Annotated in this window: 13 protein-coding genes; 10 read left to right on the top strand and 3 right to left on the bottom strand. The window is 68.3% G+C overall.

Annotated features, from left to right (window positions below):
• Nucleotides 1-9: 9 nt before the first annotated feature.
• The 7 genes from pstB to rnt all read left to right on the top strand — a co-directional run bounded on the left by pstB (nucleotide 10) and on the right by rnt (nucleotide 5,362).
• Nucleotides 10-840 (top strand): phosphate ABC transporter ATP-binding protein PstB, encoded by an 831-nt coding sequence (gene pstB, locus ACZK4H_RS07060; protein WP_005408788.1) that lies wholly within the window; start codon nucleotides 10-12, stop codon nucleotides 838-840.
• A 65-nt stretch (nucleotides 841-905) separates the two neighbouring features.
• On the top strand, nucleotides 906-1,613 hold the full coding sequence (gene phoU, locus ACZK4H_RS07055; protein ID WP_014036547.1) for a phosphate signaling complex protein PhoU: 708 nt from the start codon (nucleotides 906-908) through the stop codon (nucleotides 1,611-1,613).
• Between the two features lie 267 nt (nucleotides 1,614-1,880).
• Nucleotides 1,881-2,237 (top strand): hypothetical protein, encoded by a 357-nt coding sequence (locus ACZK4H_RS07050; RefSeq protein WP_099551943.1) that lies wholly within the window; start codon nucleotides 1,881-1,883, stop codon nucleotides 2,235-2,237.
• Nucleotides 2,224-3,099, top strand: a complete 876-nt coding sequence (locus ACZK4H_RS07045; RefSeq protein ID WP_099551944.1) for an HvfB family MNIO-type RiPP peptide maturase — start codon at nucleotides 2,224-2,226, stop codon at nucleotides 3,097-3,099. Before ACZK4H_RS07050 ends, ACZK4H_RS07045 begins: the two co-directional genes overlap by 14 nt.
• Nucleotides 3,092-3,847 carry an HvfC family RiPP maturation protein gene (locus ACZK4H_RS07040; RefSeq protein WP_099551945.1) on the top strand — a complete coding sequence of 252 codons (756 nt, stop codon included), beginning with the start codon at nucleotides 3,092-3,094 and terminating at the stop codon, nucleotides 3,845-3,847. Before ACZK4H_RS07045 ends, ACZK4H_RS07040 begins: the two co-directional genes overlap by 8 nt.
• A gap of 25 nt (nucleotides 3,848-3,872) precedes the next feature.
• Entirely contained in the window at nucleotides 3,873-4,394 is a 522-nt protein-coding gene (locus ACZK4H_RS07035) for an HvfX family Cu-binding RiPP maturation protein (RefSeq protein WP_099551946.1), read from the top strand.
• 317 nt (nucleotides 4,395-4,711) lie between these two features.
• Nucleotides 4,712-5,362: a ribonuclease T gene (gene rnt / locus ACZK4H_RS07030; RefSeq protein WP_014036542.1), complete on the top strand. Its 651-nt coding sequence runs from the start codon at nucleotides 4,712-4,714 to the stop codon at nucleotides 5,360-5,362.
• A 233-nt stretch (nucleotides 5,363-5,595) separates the two neighbouring features.
• On the opposite strand, the gene ACZK4H_RS07025 is transcribed toward rnt, so the two are convergent.
• The 3 genes from ACZK4H_RS07025 to ACZK4H_RS07015 form a co-directional block, all read right to left on the bottom strand.
• A complete protein-coding gene (locus ACZK4H_RS07025; protein WP_099551947.1) occupies nucleotides 5,596-8,622 on the bottom strand; it encodes a ligand-binding sensor domain-containing diguanylate cyclase in 3,027 nt (1,008 codons plus the stop codon).
• A gap of 177 nt (nucleotides 8,623-8,799) precedes the next feature.
• Nucleotides 8,800-10,209 (bottom strand): ATP-binding protein, encoded by a 1,410-nt coding sequence (locus tag ACZK4H_RS07020; RefSeq protein WP_049428723.1) that lies wholly within the window; start codon nucleotides 10,207-10,209, stop codon nucleotides 8,800-8,802.
• A gap of 6 nt (nucleotides 10,210-10,215) precedes the next feature.
• A complete protein-coding gene (locus ACZK4H_RS07015; RefSeq protein WP_005408779.1) occupies nucleotides 10,216-10,944 on the bottom strand; it encodes a response regulator in 729 nt (242 codons plus the stop codon).
• A 204-nt stretch (nucleotides 10,945-11,148) separates the two neighbouring features.
• On the opposite strand from ACZK4H_RS07015, the gene ACZK4H_RS07010 reads away from it, so the two are divergent.
• The 3 genes from ACZK4H_RS07010 to ACZK4H_RS07000 are packed head-to-tail and all read left to right on the top strand — an operon-like array spanning nucleotide 11,149 to nucleotide 15,784.
• Nucleotides 11,149-12,393 carry an efflux RND transporter periplasmic adaptor subunit gene (locus tag ACZK4H_RS07010; RefSeq protein ID WP_099551948.1) on the top strand — a complete coding sequence of 415 codons (1,245 nt, stop codon included), beginning with the start codon at nucleotides 11,149-11,151 and terminating at the stop codon, nucleotides 12,391-12,393.
• Nucleotides 12,390-14,348, top strand: a complete 1,959-nt coding sequence (locus ACZK4H_RS07005; RefSeq protein WP_099551949.1) for a MacB family efflux pump subunit — start codon at nucleotides 12,390-12,392, stop codon at nucleotides 14,346-14,348. The genes ACZK4H_RS07010 and ACZK4H_RS07005 overlap by 4 nt, the downstream gene beginning before the upstream one ends.
• Nucleotides 14,345-15,784: a TolC family protein gene (locus tag ACZK4H_RS07000; protein WP_099551950.1), complete on the top strand. Its 1,440-nt coding sequence runs from the start codon at nucleotides 14,345-14,347 to the stop codon at nucleotides 15,782-15,784. The genes ACZK4H_RS07005 and ACZK4H_RS07000 overlap by 4 nt, the downstream gene beginning before the upstream one ends.
• The last annotated feature ends 236 nt before the right edge of the window (nucleotides 15,785-16,020 follow it).

The following is a 16,020-nucleotide window of genomic DNA, read 5'->3' as shown; positions in this document are numbered from 1 at the left end:
GATAACGCCATGAACGACCTTTCCAACGCCGTGCCGATGCAGCGCATCGCCGTGCCGTCCTCGCACGAGAGCCTGCACACGCCGTCGCCGGTGAAGCTGGCTGCGCGTGGACTGGACTTCTACTACGACAAGTTCCACGCCCTGAAGGGCATCAACCTGGAGATTCCGGAAAAGCGCGTGACCGCGCTGATCGGTCCCTCCGGTTGCGGCAAGTCGACCCTGCTGCGCATCTTCAACCGCATCTACGCGCTGTACCCGAAGCTGGAAGCGCGCGGTGAAGTGCTGCTGGACGGCGAGAACATCCTGTCGCCGAAGTACCCGATGAACCGCCTGCGCAGCAAGGTCGGCATGGTGTTCCAGAAGCCGGTGCCGTTCCCGATGACCATCTTCGAGAACGTGGCCTACGGCATCCGCCACCACGAGAAGCTGAGCAAGGCCGACATGGCCGACCGCGTCGAGCAGGCGCTGCGCCAGGGCGCACTGTGGGACGAAGTGAAGGACAAGCTGGGGCAGAGCGCACTGGGCCTGTCCGGTGGCCAGCAGCAGCGCCTGTGCATCGCCCGCGCCGTGGCCCTGCGCCCGTCGGTGCTGCTGCTGGACGAGCCGACCTCGGCGCTGGACCCGATCTCGACCAGCCGCATCGAACAGCTGGTGGAAGAGCTCAAGCACGAGTACACCATCGTCATCGTCACCCACAACATGCAGCAGGCCGCGCGCGTGTCCGACTACACCGCCTTCATGTACCTGGGCGACCTGATCGAGCACGACCGCACCGAAGTGATCTTCTCGCAGCCGTCGCAGCGGCAGACCGAGGACTACATCACCGGTCGCTTCGGCTGATCGACGCTGTTTCTTCGCCATATGTCCCAGCCAGGCATGGCCTGGCTCTACCCGGATTGCAGACCATGAACCTTCCCAACGACCACATCGTCAAGAGCTACGACGAAGAGCAGCAGCGCCTGGTGGCCGAAATCGTGCGCATGGGCGAGATGGCCGTCGCCCAGCTCGAAGCGGCGATGGACGTGATCGAGAAGCGCGACGAGAACGCCGCCCATCGCATCATCGCCAACGACGAAGCGATCGATGCGCTTGAGCAGCAGATCAGCCATGACGTGATGCGTCTGGCGCTGCGTGGGCCGATGGCGCGCGACCTGCGCGAGATCCTGGCCGGCCTGCGCATCCCGGCCGACATCGAACGCATCGGCGACTATGCAGCGAACGTGGCCAAGCGTTCGATCGCGCTGGGCAAGGTGCCGCCGCTGCCGCAGATCCAGGGCCTGCGTGCGCTGGGCCGCCTGGCCGCGCAGCAGGTGCGCCGCGCCATTGCCGCCTACCGCGACAACGACGCCGACGCCGCGCTGGAACTGCGCGAGGACGACGCCCGCCTGGACGCGCAGTACACCGCGCTGTTCCGCGAGCTGCTGACCTACATGATGGAAGACCCGCGCAACATCACCCCGTGCACGCACCTGCTGTTCATGGCCAAGAACCTGGAGCGCGTGGGTGACCACGCCACCAACATCGCCGAGAACGTGTGGTTCCTGGTGCACGGCGAGCAGCCGCTGCCGCCGCGCGAGAAGCGCGACGAGACCTCCAGCACCGGCCAGCCCTGACGCTGCACTGCAACACCGGAGTCGACTCCAAGGTGGCCGCTGTCCTGGTGACAGCGGCCTTCTTTTTTGGGTTTCTCCGTGAATTCATCCACGCATGGCGTGGATCTACCGGGCCGCGCGTGGCGTGGATGCGCTGCCGCGGCTACCGTTCTCCGCTTCTGTAACAAATCTCACGAAAATTTGAGTTCTTGGCGAGGATTCGTTGAGTAGGATCGCTGCACCATCGATTCACCCCGGGCACCTGCCCACCACCCAGGAGTAAGACCGATGAGCAGTTCCAACAAGACCCTGTCCCTGCTGACTGCTACCGCCCTGGCCGCCGGCCTGGGCATGACCGCCAGTGCCTCGGCCCTGAGCATGAGCGACCTCGCCCAAGGCTACCTGGTGGCCGGACAGGCAGCCAAGGCCAGTACCGACGCCAAGGCCGCCGACACCAGGATGGCCGCTGACGCGACCAAGCATGCCGAAGGCAAGTGTGGTGCCGACGGCAAGACCGCCGAAGGCAAGTGCGGTGCTGACAAGGGCAAGGCTGCCGGTGCGGCCGCTGGCGCCAAGGCCAAGACCGGCGACAAGAAGGCGGCCGAAGGCAAGTGTGGCGAAGGCAAGTGCGGTGGCAAGCACTGAGGTCCGCGCCAGCGCCGTCAACCCGCGGTCGCCGCTTCGTGCGGCGGCCGCCGGGTTGGGGCTGCGCCGGGCGCTGCTGCAGGACCTGCGTGATGCACCGGCGGACGACTTCGATTTCCTCGAATGCGCGCCGGAAAACTGGATCAATGTCGGCGGCCCCGCCGGGGATGCGCTGGCCGAGCTGGCACAGCGCCATCCGCTCAGCTGCCACGGCCTGTCCCTGTCGCTGGGCGGTAGTGCGCCGCTGGATACCCGGCTGCTGGAGCAGGTCGGCCAGTTCCTGGAGATGCACCGCGTGCCGCTGTACAGCGAACACCTGAGCTACTGCAGCGACGACGGCCACCTGTACGACCTGCTGCCGATTCCGTTCACCGATGAAGCAGTGCGCCACACCGCCGCACGCATCCGTCAGGTGCAGGATCTGCTGGGCCGCCGCGTCGCGGTGGAGAACGTGTCCTATTACCTGGCGCCGGAGCCGGCGATGGACGAACTGGCCTTCACCAATGCCGTGCTCGCCGAGGCCGACTGCGATCTGCTGCTGGACGTCAACAACGTCTACGTCAATGCCTGCAACCACGGTTACGACGCCGACGCGTTCATCGCCGGCCTGCCCGCAGACCGCATCGTCTGCCTGCACGTGGCCGGGCACCTGGATGAAGCGCCGGACCTGAAAATCGATACCCATGGCAGTGCGGTGATCGACCCGGTCTGGGAGCTGCTGGCACGCACCTATGCGCGCATCGGCGCTCGCCCCACCCTGCTCGAGCGCGATTTCAATTTCCCACCCTACGCCGAACTGCGCGGCGAACTGCAGACCATCCGCCGCCTGCAGGCCGCGCACGCGGAGGCCCTGCATGGCTGATGCCCCCGCCACGCTGCGTGCGCAGCAGCACGCGTTCACCGCACACCTGCGCGATCCACAGGCGGTGGCCTCACCCGCCGGACTCGAACCGCGCCGCGTGGCGGTGTACCAGCGGCTGCTGTTCAACAACCTGCTCGGTCTGTTGAGCAACGGCTTCCCGGTCTGCGTGCGCCTGCTCGGTGAACCGACCTGGAGCGCGCTGGTCCGCCACTACTTCAGCATGCACCGCTGCCAGACCCCGCTGTTCACCGAACTGGCCGCTGAGTTCGTGCAATGGCTGCAGGCGCAGCCGCAGCTGCCACACCCGGCGCTGGCCGAGCTGGCCCACTACGAGTGGGTGGAAACCGCGCTGTACCAGCTGCAGGCCGAGCCACTTCCTGCGCCTGGCGGCATCGACCCGCTGCGGGTGCCGCTGCAGCGCTCGCCGCTGGCGTGGCCGCTGCTGTACCAGTGGCCGGTGCACCGCCTCGGCGCCGAGGATGCACCGACCGAGCCACCGGCCGATCCGACGGGCCTTCTTGTGCGCCGCGATGCCGACGGCGAGGTGCGGTTCGCCACGCTCAGCCCGCTGGCGGTGTACCTGCTGTCCAGCATCGGTGAACAGCCTGGCCAGGAAGGGCATATCTACCTGCAGCAGCTGGCTGCTGCACATGGGCTGGCCGAGGATGCGCTGGCCGAACCCGGTGCCGCGCTGCTGCAGCAGCTCCTGCAGGCCGGTGTGATCGGCCCGCTTGCATCCCCACCCTGACGCCCCTTCCACCGGAGATCCATCGATGAACCTTCCGCTCCTGGCCGCCGCGCGCGGCCAGCTGGACCGTCTCGCCCCCTGGTTGGCCCCGCTCGGCCTGCGCCTGCTGCTGGCCTGGGAATTCTTCGAATCCGGCCGCGAGAAGCTGCACGGCCAGAACTGGTTTGCCGACCTGCAGGACGCCTTCCCGTTCCCGTTCGACCAGCTGCCGGCCGGCCTGAACTGGCAACTCGCCACCTGGTTCGAACTGATCGGTGCGGCCTGCCTGCTGGTCGGCTTCGGCACCCGTTTTGCCGCCGCCAGCCTGCTGGTGCTGACCGTGGTGGCGACGTATGCAGTGCATTGGCCGATGGAATGGCATTCGCTGGGCGACCTCGCCATGGGATATGCCATCAGTGACCAGGGCTTTGGCAACTTCAAGCTGCCGGTACTGTTCATGGCGATGCTGCTGCCGCTGCTGTTCACCGGTGCCGGCAGGCTGAGCGTGGATGCGTGGCTGGCGCGTTGGTCTCCCTCGGCCACGCCTGTGCGGCCAGCAGTCCGGTAGATGCCGACCTTGGTCGGCGCACACCGTGCCAACCAAGGTTGGCACCTACCGGAACCCTGAGCGTGCGGTGCCCGGCAGGCTGAGCGTGGATGCGTGGCTGGCGCGTTGGTCCGCGTCGGGCATGGTGGCGCGGCCTGCGGTTCGGTAGGCGCCTCCCCTGGTCGGTGCACCGTGTGCCAACCAAGGTTGGCACCTACCGGGATCCTGAGCGTGCGGTGCACCGGCAGGTGTCGAACTTGGTCGACACACCCCCACGCAGGCATCCCGTGCATCGCGGGCCAGCCGGGCGCTCAGGATCGCTCTGCTAGAATTCACGCATGACTGACCCCACTCCCGCACCTGCCGCCGCTCCCGATTCCGCAGTACCCCAGGCGCAGCGCGCGATGTCGCAACGCTTCCGCGGCTTCCTGCCGGTGGTGGTGGACGTGGAAACCGGCGGTTTCGACAGCCAGCGCAACGCGCTGCTGGAAATCGCCGCCGTGCCGATCGAGATGGACGAGAACGGCCTGCTCTACCCCGGCCAGACCGCCAGTGCCCACGTGGTCCCGGCCGAGGGCCTGGAGATCGACCCGAAGTCGCTGGAAGTGACCGGCATCATCCTCGACCACCCGTTCCGGCTGGCCAAGGAAGAGAAGGCCGCACTGGACCACATTTTCACCCCGGTGCGTGCGGCGATGAAGAAGTACGGCTGCCAGCGCGCGATCCTGGTCGGCCACAACGCTCATTTCGACCTGGGCTTCGTCAACGCCGCCGTGGCCCGGACCGGCCACAAGCGCAATCCGTTCCATCCGTTCAGCGTGTTCGACACAGTGACCCTGGCCGGCATCGCCTACGGGCAGACGGTGCTGGCGCGTGCAGCCACGGCTGCCGGGCTGGGCTGGGATGCGAACGAAGCGCACAGCGCGGTGTATGACACCGAGCAGACCGCGCGGCTGTTCTGCACCATCGCCAACGCCTGGCCGCGGTAACGCAGCCAACGGCGGAGCCCCTCGTGGCGTGAAGCGAATCATCGGTTGGGCCGGACGGGTTGCTGGGCGCCACGGAAAGATCAGAAAAGCAGGAGCAACAGCGGGTCGCTGCGCTCGTTGGGGGGCTGCCGACGACCTCTGTGGTGGGTCACTTCTTTGGTGGGTGCCGACCATTGGTCGGCACCGCCAGTTGGTACGGCACTCCAGTAGATCCACGCCACGCGTGGATGTGATCAACCGATGCTCGTGCGGTCGCGGCCGTCGCTCTTGGCGCGGTACAGCGCACGGTCGGCGCGCTGGTACAGCAGCGCCGGGGTGCGGTCATCGGCATCCAGTTCCACCAGCCCTGCACTGAAGGTCACGCGCAGGCCCGCCACGCCGGCCCAGTCGGGGTGGTCATGGAACAGGCCGCGCAGGCGCGCGCACAGCTGCGCGGCTTCTTCCAGGCGGGTGTCGTTGAGCAGCAGCGCGAACTCCTCGCCTCCGGTGCGCGCGGGCAGGTCCGAGTCGCGGCTGGCGGCGGCGATCAACCGCGCCACCTGCACCAGCACGGCGTCGCCGATGCTGTGGCTGTGGCGGTCGTTGACGTCCTTGAAGTGGTCGATATCCAGCACCACCAGGCACAGCGGGTGGCCACTGCGCTGCGAACGCGCGAAGTCGCGGGCCAGGGTTTCATCGAAGGCACGGCGGTTGGCCAGGCCGGTCAGCGCATCCTCGCGGGCCTGCCGTTCGAATGCCTCGGCCTGGCGTGCCAGGCGCTCGGCCAGTTCGGTCTTTTCCTGGTTCAGCGCCTGCAGGTGCACGGTCTTGGCCTGCAGGTCAAAGGTGGCTTCATCCACCCGCCGTGCCAGGCGCAGATTGCTGGCCTTCAGCTGCTGCAGCAGCAGGCGGTACAGCACAACCAGCCCGGCCAGCAGCAACAGCCCGCCCAGCAGCTGCACGCTGCGGCGCTGCCACCAGAACGGCTCCACCGTGAAGCTCCATACGGCTTCCTGCTGGCCCCAGGCCCCGCCTGGATGCGCCGCCGACACGTGCAGGGTGTAGTCACCCGGCGGCAGGCCGACGAACTCGACACTGCGCTGCGGGCCACGCTCGACCCAGCCCGCATCCAGGCCATCAAGCCGCGTGCGGTAGCGGATCCGGTCGGACATCAGGTAGCTCAGGCCCACATAGCTCACCGCCAGACGTCGGCCGCCGGGGATGTAGTTGCGATCAGGGCCTTCCCAATGCACGGGTGCGCCATCCACCTGCACGCTCTCGATCGCTGCCGGCGGTGATGGGCGCTCACGGAAGCGCTGCAGGCGCTGCGGGTCGACGGTGCTCAGGCCACCGGCGGTGACCACCCAGAACGTGCCGTCCTGGCGCAGGATCGCCGATGGTCCGGAGCTGCCGTTGGCCTGTGCGTTGGCCATGCCGTCGATCTCGTTGTAGCGCTCCACCACTACGCGCGGTGCGCGGCCATCGGCCACGGCGTTGAGGGTGGCCATGTCGGTGCGCAGCACGCCGCGGTTGCTGCTGATCCACACATTGCCCAGGCGGTCCGGCACCAGCTGGAACACCGCATCCACCGGCATGCCCTGCTCCAGCCCCACCCGCGCCAGCGTGCCGTTCCGCCAGCGGTACAGGCCACGGTCGCTGCTGATCCACATCGCATCGCCCAGCTGATGGAAGCCGAACACACTGCGGCCGCCACCCAGCGGCGCCAGGTCGATCGACTGCACGTGGTCGCCGCGCAGTACGCGGATTCCCTCGATGGTGCCGATCCACAGGTTGCCCTGATGATCGTGCTCGAGCGCGGTGATCAGGCCACTGGGCATGCCCACCATGTTTGATACCTGCACGCGGTCGCCATCGATGCGGACGACGCCCTTCTGCGTACCCGCCCAGACCCTGCCCCGCGGGTCGACACTGATCGCGCGGATGTTGCCACCCGGCATGCCGTCGGCCGCCGCATAGTTGTGGCGGAGACTGCCATCGCGGCCCAGCCGGTAAACGCCATCGCCGAACGTACCGACCCACAGGTCGCCGTCCGGCCCCTGCGCCAGGCTCAATACCGATGGCGCCTTGCCACCGCGGTTGTGCAGGGGAACCGCGCGGAAGCGGCCATCAGGCGTCTGCAGGTCGAGGCCGCTGGCACTGCCGACCCACAGCTGGCGGTCGCGGTCCTCGAACACGGTGCGCACATAGTCGCCACTGAGGCCATCGCGCTCGGTGTAGCTGCTGAACAGCGTTTCGCGCAGGCGGTACAGGCCACCGTTGGCCCCCACCCAGATGCTGCCTTCGGCATCCTCGCGCAGACTGACCACGCGCCCGCCTGGCAGGTTCAGGCCGGCCGGCAATCGTTCCAGACCATGCGCCGAGATCCGCAGAAGGCCCTGGTTCTCGGTTCCCAGCCACAGGTCGCCGTGCCGGTCCTGCAGCATCGAGGTCATGTGCAGCTGTCCCGGCAACCGGTGCACAAGCACCAGCTGATCATCCTCCACGCGGTACAGGCGCTCGCCAGCGACGATCCACAGCGCGCCATCCGGAGCCCGGTACGGCCATGACAGGCCGGTGCCGGCCCCCAGGCCCCACGCGGCGGGCGCGCGCTTGAGCACGCCGTCGTTGTCGCGCAGCACCAGCCCGTCAAGCGTGCCGACCCACACCCGGTCCTGCGCATCGACCACCAGCTTGGTGAAGCTCATCGCCATCGGCAGGTCGGCGGCCGGGGCCTGGTAGACGATGCCGGTGTCCGGCGTCAGATAGCCGATGCCCTTGCCTTCATACAGCAGCCACAGGCGGCCCTGGCTGTCCATCTGCATGGACTGGATCAGTACCTGCGGGGTATCGGCCTGGTGCTCCCAGACACGCCACTGGCCGTCGTTGCCGCGGTGGCTGACGTTGCCGCGCGAATCACTGATCCACAATCCGCCCTGGCGGTCGACGAACAGCGCGCCGATGCCGTTGTCGCGCAGCCCCGGGCGGGTGCTGCGGTCGAACACGGTGAAATCGAGGCCGTTGTAGCGCACCAGGCCTTCCCAGGTGGCGAACCACAGGTGGCCTTCGGGGGTCTGCGCGATGTCGCGCAGCGAGTTGTGTGGCAGGCCGTTGCGCGAGGTCCACACATCGATGGCGTAGTCGCGCAGTGGCGGTGCCCCCTCCTGCGCTGCCGCCGGCACTGCAAGGGCCAGCAGCAGCCACAGCAGGCCGCGCTGCAGCGCCTGCCGGGCTTTCGAAACGCGGCGCTCCACCCAGCACCCGTTGTCCCCTGGCCTGCCCATCAGCTCGGCGGCAGTGGCCGGTGGCGGCTGCAGAGCATGGCAGCAAGCGGAAACGACCGTGCAACGCGGAACAGCGGGCCGGCAGGAACGGGCTGACTCATCAGGGAGAAACTGGGGAGATGCGCAGATGATAGGCCAAACACTGGCCCCGGCGTCATCGCCGTGCGGCCGGCACGCTCAGCCGGCCCGGCCAGGCGGCACCACCTGCGCACTGGCCGGCCACTGCACCACCGCCTCCAGACCGCCCTCGGCACGGTTGCGCAGCCACAGGCGAGCGCCATCCTTCTCGGCCAGCGCGCGCGCGATGGTCAAGCCCAGCCCGGCGCCGCCGGTTTCCCGCGAACGCGAGGTTTCCACCCGCACGAACGGGTCGAACACGGCCTCCAGCTGATCTTCCGCCAGGCCCGGGCCATCGTCGGACACCATCGCCGTGATCGCGCCGCCGCTGCGCTCCACCCGCACGCGCACGCGGTGGGCATACATCACGGCGTTGTCCACCAGGTTGGAGAACAGCCGATGCATGGCCAGCGGGCGCAGCATCAGCACCGCACCGGTGCCGCCTTCAAAGACCACATCGGCACCGCCCTCGGCGGCGTCTTCCACGATGCTTTCCAGCAGTGAATCCAGATCCAGCGCGGCGCGCTGCTCGGCGCTCTCGGCGCTGCGGGCCAGCTCCAGGCCTTCGCGCACCAGTGCCTGCATCGCCGCCAGATCGCCGATCAGGCGTTCGCGCAGCACCTCGTCGCTGACGTTCTCCAGGCGCAGGCGCAGGCGGGTCAACGGGGTCTGCAGGTCATGGGTGATCGCCGCCAGCATCTGCGTGCGTTCGGCCAGGTGCCGCTGCAGGCGGTGCTGCATGGCATTGAAGGCCTCGGCGGCGCGCTGCACCTCGCGCGGCCCGCGCAATGGCAGTGGATCGCGCTGCAGATCGTCGCCGAGATCCTCGGCGGCGGCCGCCAGCTCCTGCAGCGGCGCGCTGGCCATGCGCGCGACGATGTAGGCCAGCACCGCGATGGCCAGCACCAGCAGGGTCAGGAACCACGGGTCCACGGCCAGAATGCCGTTGTGGGCCACCGCCGGCGAATCCAGCGCCAGCTTCAGCAGCGTACCGTCGTTGAGCGTCACATCGACCGCGCGGCACTTGGGCGGAATGAAGGCCGGATCGCGCTCGCGCGGATGCCGCCGGTGCCCCGGCGGCGGTGGCGGCAGCAGGTCCTGCAGCTTGGGAATGCAGGAACGGAACGAGGTGAAGTGCACATGCGCGCGCGACACCGGGCCGGGCCGGTCATCCAGGACTTCCATCAGTGCGGTATCCGCCCGCCCCAGGCGCGCGCCGGGCTGCAGCGCACGCACGCTGGGCCCGCCGACCTCGAGCAGGCGCTCGCGCAGTTCGGGATTGCCATCGAGCAGGTTGACGTAACCCTGCAGGCGGTCGGCAATGCGGTTCAGGTTCTGCCGCTCGAACTCCTGCTGGCGTTTGGAGGTGGCCAGCATGGTTGCGCCGATCGCAGCCACGCTCATGCCCAGCAGCAGGATGACGAACAACCGCCCGACCATCGAGGACAGGAAATGGCGCAGGCGCTTCATGACGGCTTATTCCAGGTTCACCGAGGAGGCCAGCACGTAGCCTTCGTTGCGCACGGTCTTGATCAGGCCATCCGGACCACCATCATCGCCCAGCTTGTTGCGCAGGCGGCTGACCTGAAGGTCGATCGCGCGGTCCTGCGCCTCGTAGTTGCGGCCACTGCTGAGCGCCACCAGCTGCTCGCGCGACAGCACCTTGTTGGCATGGGCGATGAACACCCGCAGCAGGCGGAACTCGGCGCCGGACAGCACCACCACGCGATCGTCCGGGTCCACCAGGTGGCGATGCTCCAGGTCGAACACCCAGCGCGAGAACCGCGCGCGGCGCACCGCCAGCGGCTCCAGGTTGGCCGGCAGCGCCTCGGTCCGGCGCAGTACGTTGCGGATGCGCGCCAGCAGCTCGCGCGGTTCGAACGGCTTGGCCAGATAGTCGTCGGCACCCATTTCCAGGCCCAGCACGCGATCGATCGGCTCGGCGCGCGCGGTCAGCATGATCACTGGCGTGTTCGAGCGCGCGCGCAGGTCGCGGCACAGGGTCAGGCCATCTTCGCGCGGCAGGTTGAGGTCGAGCACGATCAGGTCCACGTGCTCGCGGTCCAGCAGCTGGCGCATGGCGGTGCCATCGGCGGCCGTGCTCACCTGGTAGCCGGCACGGCCGAGCTGTTCGGCCAGCAGGGTGCGGATGTCGTTGTCGTCGTCGACGATCAGCAGTCGATGCATCGTGTTTTCAGTCTCCATGTCGCGATCATCCCGTGTCGGCAGCTGAACCGCATCCGGGGCAATGCGTACCAGTGTATCCAGCCGCGGGCGGGATACCCGTGGTTACGCGTATTCACCGACAGTGTTACATAGAGACATACCCCGAGGATTGAGCGGCCCATCGCCCGGTCTTCACAATGCCCACCAACGCCGCCCGTGCGGCCCCGAGAGTGAAGCCACGACGTGACGTTCCGCCTGTTGCCCGCGACCCGCCGGGGTCGCCTGATACTGATCGCCCTGCTTGCCCTGATTGTTGCCGTGGCCGCCTGGTGGCTGCTGCGCAGGCCCGCCGCCCCGGCCGTAGCGACCACGCCGGTCAGCCGCGGCGACATCGAGCAGACCGTGGACGCCACCGGCGTGATCGACGCCTACAAGCTGGTCAGCGTCGGTGCGCAGGCCTCCGGCCAGATCAAGTCGCTGAAGGTGCAGCTGGGCGACACGGTGAAGGAAGGCGACCTGATCGCCGAGATCGACGCCACCACCCAGCAGAACCAGGTGCTCAACGCGCAGGCCTCGCTGGACCAGGTCACCGCCCAGCGCGCCGTGCAGCAGGCCACCCTGCGCCAGGCCGAACTGGAGTTCGCGCGCCAGCAGCAGATGCTGGCCGCCGAGGCCACCTCGCGCCAGGAATTCGATGCCGCTGAGGCGCAGCTGAAGACCGCCCGCGCCCAGCTGCAGTCCTACGAGGCGCAGATCAAGGGCCGCGAAACCGAGCTGGGCACCGCCCGCGCCAACCTGGCCTACACCCGCATCACCGCGCCGATGGATGGCACGGTGGTCGCGGTGGTGGCCGAGGAAGGCCGCACCGTGAACGCCAACCAGACCGCGCCCACCATCGTGATGCTGGCGCGGCTGGACGTGGTCACGGTCAACGCCGAGATCTCCGAGGCCGACGTGGTCAAGATCAAGGCCGGCATGCCGGTGTACTTCACCACGCTGGGCGACCCGGACCGCAAGTACCACGCCACCCTGCGCCAGATCAATCCGGCGCCGGCCTCGATCGCCAACGAGAATTCGTCCAGCTCCAGCAGTTCGTCCAGCTCCAGTTCCAGCAGCGCGGTCTACTACAACGCGCTGTTCGACGTGGAAAACCCGGACGGCACGCTGCGCATCGACATGACCGCGCAGGTCTCGGTACTGCTCAAGCAGGCCAAGGGCGTGCTGATGGTGCCAGCGGTGGCGCTGGGGCCGAAGCGTCGTGGCGATGAGCGCATGGTGCGGGTGCTGGACGACAAGGGCCAGCCGCAGCCGCGCAAGGTCACCGTCGGCATCAACAACGGCGCCTCGGCCGAGATCCTGTCCGGGCTGAAGGAAGGCGAGCGCGTGGTGGTCGGCGAGGCCAATGCGGCTGCGGCCGGTGCCGGTGGCGGGACCCGTGGCGGCATGCAGATGCGGGTCGGCGGCCCGGGCATGGGTCCGCGCCGATGAGCACGACGGCGCCGCTGCTGCGCCTGCGCGACCTGCGACGCGAATTCCCGGCCGGCGACGATGTGATCGCCGTGCTGCGTGACGTCAACCTCGACATCCACGCCGGTGAGATGGTGGCCATTGTCGGCCAGTCCGGCTCGGGCAAGTCGACGCTGATGAACATCCTGGGCTGCCTCGACCGCCCTACCCGCGGCAGCTACCAGGTGGCCGGCCGCGAAACCGGCAGGATGGAGCCGGACGAACTGGCTGAACTGCGCCGTGAGCATTTCGGCTTCATCTTCCAGCGCTACCACCTGCTGGGCGACCTGGACGCGCGTGGCAACGTGGAAGTACCCGCGGTGTATGCCGGCAGCCCTGGCCCGGTGCGCAACGCGCGCGCCGAGCAGCTGCTGCAGCGGCTTGGCCTGGGCGATCGCATGCACCACAAGCCGGGCCAGTTGTCCGGCGGCCAGCAGCAGCGCGTCTCGATCGCGCGTGCGCTGATGAACGGCGGCGAGGTGATCCTGGCCGATGAGCCCACCGGTGCGCTCGACACGAAATCGGGCGAGGAAGTGATGGCGATCCTCGGCGAACTGCATGCCGAAGGCCACACCATCATCATCGTCACCCACGACATGAGCGTGGCCCAGCACGCGCAGCGCATCATCGAGATCCGCGATGGCGAGATCATCGCCGACCGCGCCAACCCGGAGGCGCCGACCTACCGCGCGCAGCGCGAAGCCAGCACCGGCGTTGCCCACGGCAACAGCTGGCGGGCGGCCCGGGATCGTTTCACCGAAGCCTTCCGCATGGCCCTGCTGGCCATGAACGCGCATCGGCTGCGTACCTTCCTGACCATGCTCGGCATCATCATCGGCATCGCCTCGGTGGTCTCGGTAGTGGCGCTGGGCAATGGCTCGCAGCAGCAGATCCTGCAGAACATCAGTGCGCTGGGCACCAACACCATCGACGTCTATCCCGGCCGCGGCTTCGGCGACATGCGCTCAGCCCGCGTGCAGACACTCAAGGCCAGCGATGCCGATGCGCTGGCCAAGCAGAGCTATGTGGACAGCGCCACCCCCAGCGTGTCGACCTCGGTCACCGCGCGCTACCGCAACCAGTCGTCCACCGCGCAGGTCAGCGGTGTCGGCGAGCAGTTCTTCCGGGTCAAGGGCGTGACCCTGCTCAGTGGCAGCTTCTTCGACAGTGACGCAGTGAAGGGCCTCGGCCAGGTGGCGGTGATCGACGAGAACACCCAGACCCAGTTCTTCCCCGATGTCGATCCGGTCGGCCAGGTGATCCTGCTCGGCAACGTGCCGGCACGCGTGGTTGGCGTGGCCAAGCGCCAGAGCTTCGGCTTTGGTGGCAGCACCAGCCTCAGCGTATGGGTGCCGTACACCACCGTGATGTCGCGCATGCTCGGCCAGAGCCACGTCTCCAGCATTACCGTGCGCGTGGACGACAGCACGCCGATGGATGCGGCACAGGAAGCGATCACCCGCCTGCTGACCCTGCGCCATGGCACCGAGGATTTCTTCCTCAGCAACAGCGCCGAGATCCGCGAAACCATCGAGCAGACCACGCGTACGATGACCCTGCTGATCGGCGCCATTGCCGCCATCGCACTGCTGGTCGGCGGCATCGGCGTGATGAACATCATGCTGGTGTCGGTGACCGAGCGTACGCGCGAGATCGGTGTGCGCATGGCCGTGGGCGCGCGGCAGAGTGATATCCGCCAGCAGTTCCTGATCGAAGCGGTGCTGGTGTGCCTGCTCGGCGGCGTGCTCGGCATTGGCCTGGCCCTGCTGCTGGGCTCGATGATCGGCCGCTTCGCCAGTGACTTCCAGGTGCTGTTCTCCACCGCCTCGATTGTTGCCGCATTCGCTTGCTCGACGCTGATCGGCGTGGCGTTCGGCTTCCTGCCCGCGCGCAATGCCGCGCAGCTCGACCCGGTGGAGGCCCTGGCCCGCGAATGAAGATGATGACCCGACTACCCTTCCCTGCTCCCTCGCGCCTGCTGCTGGCCGGCGCCGTCCTGCTCGCGCTGTCCGGTTGTGCGTCGGTCGGCCGCTATCCCGTGCACGACCTCGATGTGGCGGCCACCTACGGGCGTGGTGATGCCACGCTCAATGCACCGGCCGACGACCCGCGCAGCAGCCTGGATACCCCCGGCCGCGACATTCGCCAGGACAGCTGGTGGACCGGCTTCGGCGATGAGCGGCTGGACCGCCTGGTAGCGCAGGCATTGGCCGCCAACAGCGACCTCGCTGCCGCCGGCCTGGCCGTGCAACGCTCGCGCCTGCAGGCCGGGCTGGCCAGCAACGCGCTGTGGCCACAGCCTTCGTCGTCCGGCATCAGCGGCAATACCAGCCGCGCCACCGACCAGGCCGACGACTGGCGCCGCAGTTATTCCACTGGCGTCTCGCTGGGCTGGGAGGTCGATCTGTGGGGCCGCCTGCGCACCCTGCGTGACATCGCCCGCTGGGAAGCCGAGGCCAGCGAGGAAGACCGGCAGAACACCGCGCTGCTTGTGATCGGCGACACCATCACCCAGTACTGGAACCTGGCCTACCTCAATCAGTCGATCGCCACCGGCCAGGCCAACCTGGAGCGCCTGGAGCGCACCCGCGAACTGGTGCAGGCCCGCTTCGAGGCCGGCGCGGTATCGCGCCTGGAAGTTCGCCAGGCATTGCAGAACCTGCAGTCGCAGCGCTCGGCGCAGAGCGCGCTGGAACAGCAGCGGGTTGAGGTGCGCAACGCCCTGACTGTGCTGCTGGACGGCACGCCGTGGCCGCAGCAGGACGAACCGCAGGACCTGCTGGGCGCACACAGCCCGGGCATCAGCGAAGGCCTGCCGACCGACCTGCTCGGCCGCCGTCCCGACCTGCGCGCGGCCGAACTGCGCCTGCGCAACAGCCTGAAGACCATCAAGGTGACCGCCACCCAGTACTACCCGGCCCTGAGCCTGACCGGCAGCCTCGGCTCCAGTGCGACCTCGCTGGGGGATGTGCTGCGCAACCCGGTGGCCACGCTGGGCGCGGGCCTGTCGCTGCCGTTCCTCAACCTGCAGCGCGCGCAGCTGGATACGGATATCGCCGGCACCGCGTACCAGATCGCCGCGACCAACTTCCGCAAGACGTTGTACACCGCGCTCTCTGAAGTGGACAACGCGTTGTCCGCGCGCGAACAGTTGGCGCGCCAGGTAGCGGCCTCGCAGGCCTCGTACGACGAAGCGGTGGAAGTGGAGCGCGCGCAGGAAGTGCGCTACCGCGTGGGTGCCACCGATCTGCGGACCTGGCTGGAAGCGCAGCAGACCCGGCGCGACGCCGAGCTGTCGCTGGCACGCGTGCGCCAGGGGCAGCTGAACAACGACGTCACCCTGTTCAAGGCGCTGGGCGGCAGCGCGGGGTAAGGCGATGCGGGGCTGCGCCCCGCACCCGCCGAAGCGACGGCAACGGCAACGGCAACGGCAACGGCAGCGTCAACGTCAAAAGCTGGCTTCCTGTGGGACGGCGAGGCGGGTCCGGTGGCAGGGGACGACGTGAACCCGTCCATGGGGGCTTGGTCGCCGCATCCATGCGGCTCACACCCCTGCCACCGGCCCCACCCCGCCCTCGACCGTCTCCGCGAGCTGTCGGAATCTGCTGC

This window comes from Stenotrophomonas sp. 78350_Sma (assembly GCF_056482105.1).
The sequence above is the reverse complement of the archived record's forward strand: the minus strand, read 5'-3'. Positions and strand labels throughout refer to the sequence as shown.